The sequence below is a fragment of the Shewanella sp. 0m-6 genome (assembly GCF_052977325.1).
This window is the reverse complement of sequence record NZ_JBRIMD010000024.1, coordinates 57,249-72,299: the sequence shown is the minus strand read 5'-3', so window position 1 is coordinate 72,299 and position 15,051 is coordinate 57,249. Positions and strand designations below refer to the sequence as shown.

Sequence of the window (15,051 nt, the reverse complement as noted above, 5' to 3'; positions counted from 1 at the left end):
TTGCGGGAGCTGGATTTGAACCAACGACCTTCGGGTTATGAGCCCGACGAGCTACCATACTGCTCCATCCCGCGTCCGATAAACGCTGAAAGCTGTTTTAATTCTACTTACAAAGAATTGTTTTAGAAAACTGAATTTCTCTTTATAGAAGCAGGAGGAATTAATTCGCCAAGTTCTACACAAGAAAATTGAGCCTGAGTAGCTTTAACGCTGCTCTAACCCGCATCCGGTTAACACTAATAGATTTTTGATTCTACTATAAAAGAATTGGTACAACCGAGTGGATTCGAACCACCGACCCCTACCATGTCAAGGTAGTGCTCTAACCAACTGAGCTACGGTTGTATTGGTTGCGGGAGCTGGATTTGAACCAACGACCTTCGGGTTATGAGCCCGACGAGCTACCAAACTGCTCCATCCCGCGACAGGATAATAGATGATTTAATTCTTCTATAAAAGAATTGGTACAACCGAGTGGATTCGAACCACCGACCCCTACCATGTCAAGGTAGTGCTCTAACCAACTGAGCTACGGTTGTACTGTTCAAGAAAATGGTTGCGGGAGCTGGATTTGAACCAACGACCTTCGGGTTATGAGCCCGACGAGCTACCAAACTGCTCCATCCCGCGACTGTGTTCTTGCTGTTCGTTTGGCAGTTGCCTTGGAACGAGCGCTATAGTATGGCGATACCGTAATTGTTGCAAGTAAAAAAACACAATAAACTTCCAAGCGGTTGTTTGCTACCCAATTCGAGTAGCGTTTAAGCACTTTTACCAATTTTTAAGTAAAACAATTACAAAGGGGGATGTTTAAGGCCCCTTTTTACGGCTAAACCTTGTGATAATTTATTCATTAGACTGCTCTCTATTATAGCTTTTGGCCTATTTGGCTTGCGGTTGTCACTTATATTATGCGTTTTACCTATCGTTTTGCCATTTATGCTTAAACGTTAGGCCTGCGCTCTTCACTATACATAAGCAAAGCAAATCTCAATAAAGGCGCTCAACGAGTCACGGCTAGTGAATTTTGTTTAAGCGGTCTGTCATCTATAGGTAAATGCAGTAAAGCTGCAATAAACGCTAAAACTACGGTACTCCACCAAATAGGTTCATAACTGCCGTAATAATCATATATTCGGCCGCCGATCCAAGCACCTAAAAAACTACCCACTTGATGAGTAAAAAACACTAGGCCATAAAGTGTCGATAAATAACGAGCACCAAAAATCTGTCTAACTAAGCCCGATGTTAAAGGCACAGTACCTAACCAACAGAAACCAATCGCTGCACCAAACATAGCGGCAGTGTTGTCGGTAACGGGTAAAGTCACAAATGCAGCAATAACAGCTGTTCGCACAAAGTAGAGCGCACTCATAACGTAGCGTTTACTAAACCTATCCCCCATCACGCCCCAAAAGTAAGAGCCGAAGATATTAAATATGCCCACGTAGGCCAAAGCTAGCGCCGCAGTTGAGCTATCAAGGTGTTTATCTGCTAGGTAGCTAGGAAGATGGGTCGCAATAAACATCACGTGAAATCCACACACAAAAAATCCCAGGTGAATTAACCAATAGTTTCGATTAGTACAAGCCTGCTTGAGCGCCTCAGATAAAGTTTGAGTATCGGCTAATTCATTACTTTTTGGAGTGCTTCTTGCTGTTTTCATAAAAGAAGCAAAAGCCAACATCACGCAACACAGCAAGGCAAATACCTGTAAAGCCGTTTGCCAATCAAAGTGAGTAAGTAGGCTTTGGGCTCCTGGGATCACCGCAAACATACCAAATGAACCTGCAGCCGTTGTTAAGCCAAACGCTTTCGCCGTATGCTCAGCCGGCACCACTTTTGCGACAGCGCCTAGTACCACAACATAACTCGTGGCACTTAAACCTAAACCAATTAGCATACTGATAGAGAAGTAGAACATTTCGCTGCTGGTTGACATTGAGGTCAGTAATAAGCCCAAACCATATGTGAGTGCACCACACATAATGATCTTTTTAGAACCAAACCGATCTGCCGCCATCCCAACAAAAGGTTGGAACATGCCAAAAAGCAAGTTTTGCAATGCAATCGCAAAACTAAAAAACTCACGGCCAGCCTCAAAGCTCATTGATATTGGCGTCATGAAGATCCCAAAGGACTGACGAATACCCAAACTGATTATCAGGATCCCAATACCTAACCAAACTAAAGCAGGAAATCTAAATATACTCATGGTTGCACAACCTGCTTAGTAGGTTGCCCATCAGCATTCTGTGGCATTTGATGACAACCAACGTCTGTTGCATTAAGACTAAATGCATCAAGTAGAGGTTGGCAGTAATTAATTAAAATAAGGGTACAAACTAATGTGGCAGACAAACGCATAAGTTGCGCAATTAACGATTGTGAACGCATGGATCAACACGGCTTAGACAAAAAGGAAGCGCATGCTACTTACTTGTCTTTCATGAGGCAAATGAATAAAGATAAACAACACTATGCATAAAACGCATAACCAGACAAATGAACGATGCTTGTAGCACACCGATGCAATCTACAAAGTCGAGATAAAGCCGCAGAGCTCTATAAGCAAACCCTAGCAGATACTTAAATTTAAACTCGATACACTATAAAAAAGGGGAGTTTCCTTAAGAAACTCCCCTTTCAACTAAAAGTGATAATTACGCCAATAAATTACTGTACGTTACTTACCCCAAGGGTTAGTTGGGTCTTGAGACGCTGATGGACGCTTTTTGTCACTACTACGGTTTTGCGAGTAAGCATCTTTTGCTCTCGGCTTATCTTTACCGTAACGTGGACTTGGACCATTTTTCTTCATTTCCTTATAGTTTTCCATAGCCTTTGCACGCATCTCTGCAACAAGTTCCACGGTTAACTTTTCAGGTTTGCGCGGCACAATACCATCAGCGAAACCACGTTCCCGTGGTTTTAACTCCATTTGCGCTTCGTTGCCTTTTGGCATGCGCTTAAAACGGTATAGGTAAAAAGCTTCTACACGTTCCCTCGCCCATTCGGTCTTTTTCAAAAACTTAACGCACGACTCCATATTCGGATTCAAATTAAAGCATGCCAATTTAAGTGCTGCGTACAACACCTTATAATCGTAAAACTTCACAAGTTCTGTAAGCATGGTTTCAAGCTTTAGGCCGTGAAGCGGGTTATTCTGTTGATGTTCAATCATGGGACGTCCAAATATCGCAGGTAATATAAAGTGCACGCACCGATAAAATGATAATCATTTAATCAGAAGTGCAGACCAATCATAGCGCTGGTCAAAACAATGCCTTAATAATAACAACAAAAAGCCTTTATCACCCAATCAAATCGTTCTGCGCTGGCATTTATTCATTAAAGCAAGCTCAAACAAGATAAATATCAGGCCTTAGCTTGCATGATTGCTCGACATCTAAGCACCTACCTCTGTATAATCCGCGGCTGTTTTGCCTCTATAGCAGGTTTACTCTCCGTAACCTGTTTACGTCTTTGGCTTTCACGTTTTATTAATCACTCAGGATACTCTTTTGATTTCTACCGCAAACATCACGATGCAGTTTGGCCCAGAGCCATTATTCGAAAACATTTCCGCTAAGTTCGGTAACGGCAATCGCTACGGCTTAATTGGCGCAAATGGTTGTGGTAAATCCACCTTCATGAAGATCCTAAGTGGTGAGCTTGCGCCAACCTCAGGTAACGTCTCAATTACTCCGGGCCAAAAAGTAGGTACCTTGAGCCAGAACCAATTTGCATTCGAACAATACAGTGTTATCGATGCTGTTATTCAAGGCGATGCTAAGCTGTGGGAAATTAAGCAAGAACGCGAGCGCATCTATTCACTACCAGACATGACTGAAGAAGATGGCATGAAAGTGGGTGAACTTGAAAGTGAGTTTGCTGAAATGGACGGCTACAGTGCAGAAAGTCGCGCGGGCGAAATTCTACTTGAAGCAGGCATTGATGAAGAGTTCCACTTTGGCTTGATGAGCCAGGTCGCTCCAGGTAAGAAGCTACGTGTACTTTTGGCACAAGCACTGTTCTCAAATCCAGATATCTTGCTTCTTGACGAACCAACCAACAACTTGGATATTCACACCATTAACTGGTTGGCTGAAGAGCTGAATAAGCGTAAGTGCACCATGATCATCATCTCGCACGACAGACACTTCTTAAACACTGTTTGTACGCACATGGCCGATATCGATTACGGCGAGCTACGTGTTTACCCAGGTAACTACGAGTACTTCTTAGAAGCTTCTTCGTTGATCCAGGAGCAATTATTAGCTGGTAACGCTAAGAAAAGCGCTGAAATGACCGAGCTGCAAGACTTCGTTAACCGTTTTGGTGCAAACGCATCTAAAGCCAAACAAGCAAGTTCTCGTGCAAAGAAGCTTGATAAAATCAGCCTTGATGAAGTCAAATCGTCTAGCCGTATGACACCATCGCTGCGTTTTGATGAAGGCAAGAAAATGCATCGTCAAGCGCTCATCCTAGAAGATGTTGGCCATGGCTTTGATGGCGAAATGCTATTTCAAGCTGGCGAGCTGATCCTAGAAGCTGGCGCTAAGCTTGCGGTTATCGGTGAAAACGGTGTCGGTAAGTCTACTTTCTTACGTTGTTTGGTTAATGAGCTGCAAAACAACCAGGGCGTAATCAAATGGTCTGAAAATGCCTCTATCGGTTATTGCCCGCAAGACAGCAGCAAAGATTTCGATAATGACCTAACTCTATTTGACTGGATGTCGCAGTGGCGCTTACCAAAGCATAACGACCTAATGGTACGTGGCATGCTAGGCCGTTTGCTATTTACTGAAGACGATATCAACAAAAAGGCACGCAACTGCTCTGGTGGTGAGAAAAACCGTCTATTATTCGGTAAGTTAATGATGATGGATATCAACGTACTTGTCATGGACGAACCTACGAACCACATGGACATGGAAGCGATTGAAGCGTTGAACAATGCGCTTAAAGACTACCAAGGCACGCTTATTTTTGTGAGCCACGATCGTGAGTTTGTATCATCTTTAGCGACTCGCATCATAGATGTAAAAGATAAGAAGCTTATAAACTTCCAAGGTACTTTTAATGAGTACATGGCGAGTCAAGCTGAGCAAGAAGCCAAGAAAAACGCTTAAGCGGATCGGGGTTAACGGCAGCAATAATGTTGCCGTAAACTGCATATTAAAATGGCGCTAAACTAAACGTTAGCGCCATTTTTTATTGCGTGATTTATGTTGATTGCTTAAGTGAACGCTTGAATAATTGATAGTTTGAAATAGTGATGGTTTAAATAAATAACTCACTGAATAAGTGAATAAGCGCTTAAGTGATTACATAAAATTAATTAAGATGATTGTTCCAAATGATATTGATATAAAGCGTCGATATCACCACTGCATAAAATTGGCATTGCGCCTTTAAGCTTTGCTAGCGGCCAATCCCACCATTTCAACGTTAATAACTTATCTATCGAGTCACTCGTAAAACGCAACTTTACTAACTTGTTATTACCAACCACCACACTATAAGGCGCGACATCTTTACTGATCACCGCTCGAGCGCCAATCACTGCGCCGTCACCAATGGTAACCCCAGGCATGATCATCGCCTCTGAGCCAATCCAAACATCATTGCCGATCACCGTATTACCCGCACGCTCAAAGCCGGTGCACACCCCTTCACCAAACTCATCACGCGAGAAGGGATAAGTCGAGATCCAATCGAGTCTGTGGCCCTGATTACCAGCAAGCATAAAACATGCTCCAGAAGCGATTGAGCAAAATTTTCCAATAATTAACTTATCGACTTCGCCAAAGACTCCCGCTTCCCATACATCTATGGTCGAGCCATCACCGATCAGATAGCGCACAGCTTGATCTTCAAAAGACTTACCATGATAAAAACCTGAATAATAAGAATATTCCCCAACGTCAATATTGGGGTTAACGACTTGCTCTTTAAGCCTTTTAGATTCTAGCCAGCTGGTAAACTCGTTCATTTTTAGGCCTAGGAAAATGTAGAAAGATTGGTTTGGTTTGGTTTGGTTTGGTTTGGCTCTGTCTTATGCTATTTGCTATTAATTATTAACGATTAGGTAAAGCAAATACTGCACCTAAAGCCCCTAACAACAATCACCGAATACTAGATCTCCGCCTTTTCTCAGAAGGCATGGCTCACATTAGTCTGCAACATTAATCAGAAATAATATCAGCAATTTTAGTTAGCACTATTCGTCAGAAAGAATAATCAGCAGAATAAATAGAAAAGTTAGCTCACCAGCACGCACATACTGGTGAGTAACCAGCCAAATTAAGCGGCAACAAGCCTACCGCTATTTGACCATAACATCATTATTCACTTAAAACGCGATACCAATACCGACAGCGTTATCAAAATGGTTATAATCTGAAATGGTCATGCCATAACCGCTTTGCAGCTTTAAGTAACCTTTTAGCCCCTTATAGATTGGAAAACGCCAACTGAGCTCCTCATAACCTTTAGAAAAGCCACTTTCTACCAGGTTACGTAAGGTCAAACTAATTTGGTGTTCGCCAAAGTACCAGTCACCTTTGACCGAACCATAACCCATATAGTCTTCAATATCAGGGTTATAGTCAGTATTAGAAAAGTCAGTTCTAATCCAAGGTTTGATGCTAAGCTCAATATCACTCAACGCTAGTGAAAACTCTAAGTAAACGCGATTCCAGCTTCTTTCATACACGCCACCTTTACCATTTGATTGGTGCTCAAAACCAACGCTAGTGCTTTGCCACAGATCACTTTCATCAGAGTGCTGCCAAAACCAAAATACCTGAGGCTGGTATTGTGAGTCTCTAAAATAAGCCGACTTGTCATAAGCTTGCCAGTTAGAAATCTGGCTATAAGCGATATAAAGACCGTCATTATCAGTCAATATATTATTGGCTAAACCGTATTTTAAACTGAACTGAAACTGGACATTGGTGTTGCTGATATCTTCTTTATTTGGGTTTTGTGGAGCATAGTAAGCTTGATTTGCCGCTTGAGTTTGATAAACAGGTAAGACAAAATTATTATCAAATATCGTCAGTTTATACAGGTCTTCTTGGGGCATTACCCCCGCTACGCCGGTGATATCGTTGCTAATAGTCGCCTGCTCTTTTGCCTGGAGTGAACTTGCGACCAGTAAGCTTGCAAGCAAAATGACATTGGTTTTAATATTAGTTTTATGCTTCAAGTTATTTATCTCCCTATTAAATAACGGCGATCTTCATCAACAATATCACGACTTATTTGCCAAAAGTTCGCCTCAATATCCAATATATTGAATTTATTTTAATTTTAAATCTTTCCTCGGGTTTTGTGCTTTATAAACCAAAGGCTAAGGCACAGCTTTTTAGCTATGTCATTCAATGTAGCAAATTCTATGCAAGATGTACTTTTTCAGAAGAAAAATTAGCACTTTAACTGAACAAATTACAGTTTTAGCAAGTGATGCCCCATATTAAGCCAGATCTCGCTGAACTTTATCGACAGCGTGAGTCGTTAAATCTGCTGCATTGCAGGTGTACTGACAACTATTTTTATCACCTTTTCTATGGCCACTGCAGGCTAAAAATGACTGACCGTTTTTACTATTGCTACGTACTATAAGCTTGCCTGAAAGGCATTCTGGGCAGACTTGAAGTTGATGGTTGCAGCCTGCTGAGCCACAAAAATGGTGAGTGTCATTACGCAGCATTGGGCCACAGTTGCACACAGAGCATGCCTCTATCTTAGTGTCACAATACTCTTTACCCAGCGAGCAAGTATAAAACAGGCCAAAGCGCCCTTCTCTTGGGATAAGTTTACCCTCACCACACTGTGGGCAACACAAGGAGTCGTTATACATAGGCGCTAAATCGCTTAAATAGCAGCGCACATCCTCGCCAAAAGCACGAAGTTCCCTAACAAATGTCGACTCTTTACCCAGCTCAGCTTGCACAAAAACCGTTTGCTTAGCGCGTGATAACGCAACGTAAAACAGTCGCCGCTCCTCGGTGTTTTTATAGCTATCGAGTGTTGGTAACAAGGTTTCTAAAATCGGATCGTTATCAATTTTACATGGGAAGCCATATTTATCGTCATTCACATCCAGCACAATAACAAAATCAGCCTGCTTACCTTTTGAAGCGTGGGCAGACATAGCTGAAATGGAAAGCTGAGGATATTGTTTTTGCCAGCGACTTAACGCTTTTAATGAGCTTTTAAAGCGGCCAATCAGCATCACACTTGCATGATTATTACTCGTTGCTTCAGTGATGCTTGCAAAAGCTTGCTCTAAGGCTGTCTGTTTATCATTAACCAGTAAACAAACCTCAGGATTTTCGCTCTGGCTATGGGTGGTAAGTTGCTTCTTCAACTGAACGGGATTTGCCTGAATAAACCGTGATGCCACCTTTTCAATCTGATTATTAAATCTAAAGGTTTTATCTAAGGTAATCGTTTGAGTGGTACCAAATGTGCGTTCAAATTCTGTGGTTAAACTGAGATCGCTGCCGGTAAAACGATAGATAGCCTGCCAGTCATCACCCACACAAAAAAGTGCACAACCAGGACTTGCATCCCTTAACGCTTTAACGAGATTGGCGCGTTCAAGCGAGATATCTTGAAACTCATCCACCATGATGTACTTGTAGCGGAAACGTTCAGCGGTTTGTTGATGAAAATCGCTACATCGAGCCACTTTTAACGCCTTGGCGATCATATCTGAGAAATCTAAGGTGTTATTGGCAGTGAGGTGCGCGTCATAACGCGTAATCACCCAGTTGAATAGATGCAAAAACGCCTTCCATCTCACCTGGTTATAATGGGTTGATTGTTTCGTGTCAGCTTTTGGCAGTTTCAAAGCTTCAAGTTTAGAAACAGTCATCCCTGATGACTTAAACAAGCTGACAAAGCTTGCCATCAAGCGACTCACATTTCGATATATGCCTAAGGCTTTAACCTGAGCAAACAGTACATTTGGAGCGATAGGTTTAAACACCTCACTTTGACTCAGGCCGAGTTGTTCACAGCGCTCGCACAATTGCGCTTCTAAGCTTTTTTCTAGCTCGCCAATATCGGCCTGCCAACTAAACGTTTGCAACAAACAGGTATTGTGCTGTTGGTGCAGCGCAATCTTCCACTCCCTGCTTTGGTTATAGGCGACTTTGTCGATATCTGGACGAGTATTGCCCTGTTTATCAATGCCAAAATGCTCTAAGTAGGCATCGAGCTGAGGAATATAAAAGTCAGGCTGATAAACACACCTACCCGGCTCTGTTACAGGCACGCAGTACTTTGGCTCATACTCAAATTTAATGCCGTGGATATAAAGGTAATTACAGATAGCGAGCTCTTGAAAGCTTTTAACCAGATCGCCCGACAGTGCTCTGATTTCATTATTTTTAAGATAAGCTCGATATTGTCCGTCAGACTTAAATGCGAGTTCGTTAACTTGCGGGTAAAGATAGCGGCCAAAGTAATTGGCTACTGGATCGGCCATGTGTGGATCGGCCACTATCTCGTCAATCTGCTGATCAATAAATTGGGTGAATTGCTTTTCATCGCTAGCAAGAACAGACACCTGTACTTGATCAAGTGTCGAGCGATTTAAGTCATGCTGAATGATCTCTTTACCCAAGGCATGAAAAGTACTGATCTTTACAGCACTAGGCTCACAAAGCGCTGCAATACTGCTCACACGTTGTTCAAGCTCTACTCTGGCGTCTTTGCCGTAGGCCAACATTAATATTTCTTCAGGCCGAGCCAAACCTTGACTCACTAAATAAGCCGCCTTAGCCGCCAGCGTACTGGTTTTGCCTGTCCCCGCGCCCGCTATCACTAAGGTGTTGTTTTCATCAATCACACAAGCTTGGCGCTGCAACTGAGTTAACGGGTGCGCTTCAAGTGTGTCAAATAACGGCCCATGGGCTTGCAACTGTTTAGTTTGCCACCATTGATTATATTTTGCGGTAAAGAGATCGGGTTGCTTGATAAACTTTGCCAGACGGCAATTGAGTTGACTCACCTCAAACCCTAGCGTGGTAAAATACTCAACCAGATCAAAAGCCTCTCGTGAGTGTTGAAATTGGTGCTGTAGACGTTTTTTGTCAGAGTCGCGTAAGAATCGCTGATGCTGGCCAAAAGCGCGATCAAAAGCGGCAATGTCCACCAGCACGTTATCGAAGCTTAGCTTAAGAGACGTGCGGCAAAACTCAAGGCGGTTATTAAGCGCTAATCTAAACAAAGGTTTGCAATTAACCAAGTGGAAAAAGTTAAAGTGCTTGTCGCCCCAAACCAATGTTTGAGTAAACCAGCCTCGCTTTACCTCCACCGTTTTATCTATCTCAGGATACGAATAAAGCGTACCGTTAATCGTTAAACCTTGATCGCACAAATGCGCGCTATTACAGAAAAAGAGCCCCTGCAATAAACCAAACTGAACAGAATGTCGCCTAAGCTGCATTGACTACCTCGAAACCACAAAATACCGCGGCATATTATCAACTAATGCCTAGCGCAAATAGCAGTAATTGTTTCTGCGGCATAAAAACATCCTCTGGCAGAACTCAATGAATAGTACATAAAATCAACAGGCTAGATAGCATTGGCGTTTTTAGTTTTTTTTACATGTAAAAAAGGCATTTCAAGCGTGATAAACCACGCAAAAACGAATCGAAACCCGCATATTAAGCGCGGTATCACATATCTAGCGATAACTGCATGATAGCCTCAATAACAAGTGCATAGCAGCCCAAAATCAATAGAAATGCTATGTAATATCATCTAGATAACTTATCTAATATTGGAATGATAAAAAGGGTTACCGTAATGAAAAAAGTACTAATTGCAGGTCTTCTAAGTTGTTTATTCGCAGGTACTGCTAGTGCAGAAAACCTAGACAAAGATACTGCTCTTGGCATGGCAAGTCTGATGATTTGCACATCGTTTTACGCTGAACATGATATGCAAATTGAAGGCACTATTGTTGGTCAGTCTATGATGGCTCATAGAAATGCAGGCATTGAAGAGATGATCATGTCTAAAGAAACTAGCCAAGCATTAGATGCTTACATGACTAGATTTCAAAGTGCTAATCAAGCACAACAAGTCGTATTATGTGACGACGCCATTAAATTTGCTCGTGAAAGTGATTTCGTAAAAGTAGATTAATGCGATTTCGTAAAAGTAGATCAACGCGACTTTGCTAAGCTGTTAAAACTTACCAGCTCAGCTTACCGAAATTGATAACCCCGCAAGGGGTTATCTTGTTTAAGCCTTGTTGCTGACGATAAACAGATAACCTAATTCAACTCAACCTAATTCAACTCAACCTAACTCAACCTAACTCAACTTAAGCTAGCTTAGTTTTCTGTTGCGGGTATAGGTTGGGATCTCAAGTTCTGATGCAAGGTGATCATAATGGTTTGTTCGAGCCGACTTCTCTTTTAAAAAATCATGTAGATTCAGTAGTTCAGATGAGGCAAAACGATCTTTATGTGGCTGTGGGTTCACCTTCTTCTGCGGTAACTCTTCTATTTCTTCTATCTCTTCTGTTTTTTCTATCTCATGTGTCTCATTAGCTTCTAGCAAACCGCTAGCCTCCTGCATTCCCGTTGCGATTACCATCAACTCTAGTTCACATTCAAGTTCTGGCACTATGGTTAAGCCAATAATGACTAAGGCACCAGGATCGAGCTGCTGCAGCAGGGTTTCGCCAATACTGTTGTATTGATTAAGCTCAATATTCTCGGTAGCCATAACGCTAACAATGGCACCTTTTGCCCGAGAAAGTGCGATATCTTCTAGTAGTGGATTTTTTAACGCCTTACTGATTGTAAGCTGAAGATCTTCGCCTGGCATTTGTTTAGCCACCCCCATCGCGGCGCGACCGGGATGGCTTATGACCTCGATAAAGTCATTAAGATCGATATTAATTAAACCCGACTGACTAATGGTGGTGGTGAGCCCCTGCAATACATCTTGAAGAATGCGATTACTTTCATAAAAAGCGTTAGTAATACTCACGTTTTTATCAAGGGTTTGTATTAATTTATCGTTCGGCAACACAATGACCGCATTGGCATGCTGCATCAACTGATCTACGCCCGTTTTAGCAAGCAGTCCTCGTTGATGCCCTTCAAAACTAAAAGGTGTGGTCACGACCGCCACCAAAGGTTTATTGAGCTCTGTGGCAACAGAGGCCATAAACGGAATCGCCCCAGTCCCAGTGCCCCCGCCCATACCTCCAGTAATAAAAATAATGTCAGCCAGTTCAATATGCTCCCTTAGCTGCGCTTGTGACTCCTTAGCCGCTTCATGGCCTCTTTCAGGCCTAGCACCAGCGCCCAGCCCTTTAGTCGCCTCAAGGCCTATCTGCAGACGCGTACTGCAATCCGATATTGCCAAAGATTGTGCGTCGGTATTCACCGCAATTAGTTGCACGTTGTCACCTAAAGATGCCTGACTGAGTTGGTTTATGGTATTACAGCCACAGCCACCTACGCCAAATACCGCTATGCGAGGGGGGTGGCTATGTTGAGTAATCATATCGAACATAGAACATATCCTTGGTATTGACCTTAACAAGTGCCAAAGAGATTAACCTGCGGCTGCGACAGACTCCGTCGTAGCGTTTTGATATCGCATGTTTACTTTATTAATTAAACGGGTGAAGTGAGCGCGAAGTTTAGGTGGTGATATCACCTCAACACTGTCGGCCATTCCCCATAAAAATTCGCGTAATTTGGGCGTATCATCCACGCTGGCACTAAGGCGGTAATAGCCATTTTCTAAGCGCTCAATACATTGATCATCACTCAAACGCGCATTACGTTGAATAAGGTTTGCAGACGGCGAGAGAAGCAGCTCAATGTTAATCGGCGTGGTTTTACTCGCCTCGCCAGTCAGCGCAATATCAAAATCATCACGGGTAATAGAGGTACTTTCAAGTAAACGAATATTTCGCAGCAAATTAATGGGTTTTGCATAACGCTTTGTGTGAGACGTGCCTACCGTAAAGGCCAGCATAATCACGCCCCCCGATATTTTTATTCCTTCAGCATTAATCGGTCGGTAGTCAATCCAATAGCTTTTACCTTTAATAAATCGCTGAATTTCACAGGCTATTTGGCGTTTACTCAAGAGCGCTTCTTGCACTATCTCAAGTGACTTGGGATCGTGTTCGGCGTAAGAGATAGGCAAAGGCTCAGGTAACTGTGCGACTCGACAAGCCCAGTAAAGCCAGGGGTTATCAGGATCGTCCCCCAACACCTGATCAGCACGCTCAAAATAGGGCGTCAGCTGCTTTACACTTTGCGGCGGTAACAATTGCTTAGCGCTATGCTTTAACGTATGAAACGCCAAAGCCATATGCTGATCCATCAAGGTTAAGTTAAGACCACGCCAGCAGGCGGCAATAGACCAGCCAAAAGGCTTACACCTATCATCAAGCACTAAACCAAACAGCCCCATATCGTGCATCGCTTTTAGCTCTCGCTGCACCGTTCGTATGCCAACGTCATAGTCGCGATCGTTAAGTTTTTCAGTCAAAGCAATGGCCGAGATCCGTCTTGGTTGGCGGGGTATTTGCTCAAGCATTGCAAGCTGGCGTGGAATATTGGTTTGCATCAAATGTTCTCAAAATTTGCAGTGGGTTTAGCTTAATACACAGCTACGACAAGTTATGACGCAGGAATATGATTTTATATCCAAATCAGTAAAAGTCACCCATAAACTCGATGCAAATCAGTAGCGCACAGCCGTTACAAGGCTGCAGTGTCACGAAACACAACCGTCGAGTTCAGCAAACATGCAGAGTAACAGAAGCCATTGTTAGCGTTGACTAAATGCTGCTGTAGCCCATAATCAATCTTTAACCCTCTACCTTGCTTTTATTTGGGAGCTTTTTTGATGAGTAGCCTTAAACTCAAACCGCACCACTTGGCATTACTATTTGCGTTAGCAATTGCCTTCTATGTTTGCTATTTACTGGTCGAGCCATATTTAGGCGCCATCGTACTGGGGTTTATTGTCTCGATATTATTTCTCCCTCTTCACGCACGCATTCAGCAACGTATGCCTAACCGGCCCAATCTGGCTTCAGTGTTTTCATGTACATTGGTCACCGTGATGGTATTGCTGCCATTACTGTTTGTGGCAATGGCGATAATGAACGAGGGCATTAACTTTATGAGTAATGCCTATCAGTGGCTGACTGAAGGAGGAGCCAAAAGCTTTCTTTCTCACCCCTCTATTCAGGGCGCAATGGCCTTATTAAATAAGTGGCTGCCATTTGACACCATTAAAATTGATGAGCTCGTGCAACAAGCAGCAGGAAAAGTGACCCAACTAAGTAGTAGCTTGTTAAGTGCCAGTACCGGCATTGCCGGCGATATAGCAGATACCGTTTTAGACTTTGGCTTGATGTTATTCGTATTATTTTTCTTTTTGCGAGATCAAGAAAAAATCATCCAAAATACCCGCCGCATCATTCCATTATCTCGCTCGCAAGAAGAGCTAATCTTCAATGAAGTCGGTGTGGTCGCCAAGTCAGCCGTGTTAGGTGCATTTCTTACAGCGTTAGCCCAGGGCGCGTTAGGCGGCATCGCAATGGCATTAGCCGGGTTCTCGGGGTTATTTTGGGGCACCATGATGGCATTTGCATCCTTTATTCCGTTTGTGGGCACCGCGATGATCTGGCTGCCAGCCTCGATTTATTTATTCATCACCGGTGACTGGCAATGGGCGCTATTTTTGATTGTTTGGGGTGTAGTGGTGATTGGCTCAATTGATAACTTTCTCAGACCCTGGCTTATGCAAGGTAATACAGGGATGAGCACCCTACTGCTATTTTTCTCACTGCTCGGTGGTTTACAGCTGTTTGGTCTAATAGGCTTAGTCTATGGCCCAATCATCTTTGCGGTCACCTTAGTGTTAGCCCGCTTATATGAGATTGAGTTTAAGGACTTTATCGATCAACAAGATAAAGAATAAATCCGCAAGGTAAGCTGTAGTCTACAGCTTTCTTTAGGTAGATTATTTAGGATG

At 43.0% G+C, this 15,051-nt stretch carries 10 protein-coding genes and 5 tRNA genes; 3 read left to right on the top strand and 12 right to left on the bottom strand.

What is annotated here, in order from left to right; translation table 11 throughout:
• From ACVBJC_RS16260 to ACVBJC_RS16230, 7 genes are all read right to left on the bottom strand, one after another.
• Positions 1–74: transfer RNA gene (locus ACVBJC_RS16260), tRNA-Met, on the bottom strand.
• Between the two features lie 194 nt (positions 75–268).
• Positions 269–345, bottom strand: a tRNA-Val gene (locus ACVBJC_RS16255).
• Positions 346–347: 2 nt separating this feature from the next.
• A tRNA-Met gene (locus tag ACVBJC_RS16250) sits at positions 348–424 on the bottom strand.
• Positions 425–462: 38 nt separating this feature from the next.
• A tRNA-Val gene (locus ACVBJC_RS16245) sits at positions 463–539 on the bottom strand.
• 14 nt (positions 540–553) lie between these two features.
• A tRNA-Met gene (locus ACVBJC_RS16240) sits at positions 554–630 on the bottom strand.
• Positions 631–1,003: 373 nt separating this feature from the next.
• Complete coding sequence (locus tag ACVBJC_RS16235; protein ID WP_447161906.1) at positions 1,004–2,215, bottom strand: MFS transporter; 1,212 nt, start codon at positions 2,213–2,215, stop codon at positions 1,004–1,006.
• Between the two features lie 471 nt (positions 2,216–2,686).
• Positions 2,687–3,184 (bottom strand): VF530 family protein, encoded by a 498-nt coding sequence (locus ACVBJC_RS16230; RefSeq protein ID WP_447161907.1) that lies wholly within the window; start codon positions 3,182–3,184, stop codon positions 2,687–2,689.
• 340 nt (positions 3,185–3,524) lie between these two features.
• Between ACVBJC_RS16230 and ACVBJC_RS16225 the strand changes: the two genes are divergently transcribed.
• Complete coding sequence (locus tag ACVBJC_RS16225) at positions 3,525–5,135, top strand: ABC-F family ATPase (RefSeq protein WP_447161908.1); 1,611 nt, start codon at positions 3,525–3,527, stop codon at positions 5,133–5,135.
• A 209-nt stretch (positions 5,136–5,344) separates the two neighbouring features.
• On the opposite strand, the gene ACVBJC_RS16220 is transcribed toward ACVBJC_RS16225, so the two are convergent.
• From ACVBJC_RS16220 to ACVBJC_RS16210, 3 genes are all read right to left on the bottom strand, one after another.
• Positions 5,345–5,998, bottom strand: a complete 654-nt coding sequence (locus ACVBJC_RS16220; RefSeq protein WP_447161909.1) for a CatB-related O-acetyltransferase — start codon at positions 5,996–5,998, stop codon at positions 5,345–5,347.
• A 360-nt stretch (positions 5,999–6,358) separates the two neighbouring features.
• A complete protein-coding gene (locus ACVBJC_RS16215) occupies positions 6,359–7,216 on the bottom strand; it encodes a phospholipase A (protein ID WP_447161910.1) in 858 nt (285 codons plus the stop codon).
• Between the two features lie 267 nt (positions 7,217–7,483).
• Positions 7,484–10,468 carry a UvrD-helicase domain-containing protein gene (locus ACVBJC_RS16210; RefSeq protein ID WP_447161911.1) on the bottom strand — a complete coding sequence of 995 codons (2,985 nt, stop codon included), beginning with the start codon at positions 10,466–10,468 and terminating at the stop codon, positions 7,484–7,486.
• Positions 10,469–10,833: 365 nt separating this feature from the next.
• Here ACVBJC_RS16210 and ACVBJC_RS16205 point away from each other — a divergent pair, with 365 nt between their 5' ends.
• Positions 10,834–11,175 (top strand): hypothetical protein, encoded by a 342-nt coding sequence (locus tag ACVBJC_RS16205; RefSeq protein WP_447161912.1) that lies wholly within the window; start codon positions 10,834–10,836, stop codon positions 11,173–11,175.
• A gap of 186 nt (positions 11,176–11,361) precedes the next feature.
• Here the strand turns inward: ACVBJC_RS16205 and ftsZ are convergent, their stop codons facing one another.
• A complete protein-coding gene (gene ftsZ / locus ACVBJC_RS16200; protein ID WP_447161913.1) occupies positions 11,362–12,561 on the bottom strand; it encodes a cell division protein FtsZ in 1,200 nt (399 codons plus the stop codon).
• A 42-nt stretch (positions 12,562–12,603) separates the two neighbouring features.
• On the bottom strand, positions 12,604–13,632 hold the full coding sequence (locus ACVBJC_RS16195) for a helix-turn-helix transcriptional regulator (protein WP_447161914.1): 1,029 nt from the start codon (positions 13,630–13,632) through the stop codon (positions 12,604–12,606).
• A 282-nt stretch (positions 13,633–13,914) separates the two neighbouring features.
• Here ACVBJC_RS16195 and ACVBJC_RS16190 point away from each other — a divergent pair, with 282 nt between their 5' ends.
• The gene (locus tag ACVBJC_RS16190) at positions 13,915–14,997 is read left to right on the top strand and encodes an AI-2E family transporter (protein WP_447161915.1); all 1,083 of its coding nucleotides are present in this window, start codon (positions 13,915–13,917) and stop codon (positions 14,995–14,997) included.
• Positions 14,998–15,051: the final 54 nt, after the last annotated feature.

What these genes read in the sequence shown, in the direction of transcription:
- ACVBJC_RS16205 (WP_447161912.1), top strand. Translation starts at nt 10,834, where the DNA reads ATGAAAAAAGTACTAATTGCAGGTCTTCTAAGTTGTTTATTCGCAGGT.
- ACVBJC_RS16220 (WP_447161909.1), bottom strand. Translation starts at nt 5,998, where the DNA reads ATGAACGAGTTTACCAGCTGGCTAGAATCTAAAAGGCTTAAAGAGCAA.
- ACVBJC_RS16230 (WP_447161907.1), bottom strand. Translation starts at nt 3,184, where the DNA reads ATGATTGAACATCAACAGAATAACCCGCTTCACGGCCTAAAGCTTGAA.
- ACVBJC_RS16195 (WP_447161914.1), bottom strand. Translation starts at nt 13,632, where the DNA reads ATGCAAACCAATATTCCACGCCAGCTTGCAATGCTTGAGCAAATACCC.
- ACVBJC_RS16190 (WP_447161915.1), top strand. Translation starts at nt 13,915, where the DNA reads ATGAGTAGCCTTAAACTCAAACCGCACCACTTGGCATTACTATTTGCG.
- ACVBJC_RS16235 (WP_447161906.1), bottom strand. Translation starts at nt 2,215, where the DNA reads ATGAGTATATTTAGATTTCCTGCTTTAGTTTGGTTAGGTATTGGGATC.
- ACVBJC_RS16210 (WP_447161911.1), bottom strand. Translation starts at nt 10,468, where the DNA reads ATGCAGCTTAGGCGACATTCTGTTCAGTTTGGTTTATTGCAGGGGCTC.
- ftsZ (WP_447161913.1), bottom strand. Translation starts at nt 12,561, where the DNA reads ATGTTCGATATGATTACTCAACATAGCCACCCCCCTCGCATAGCGGTA.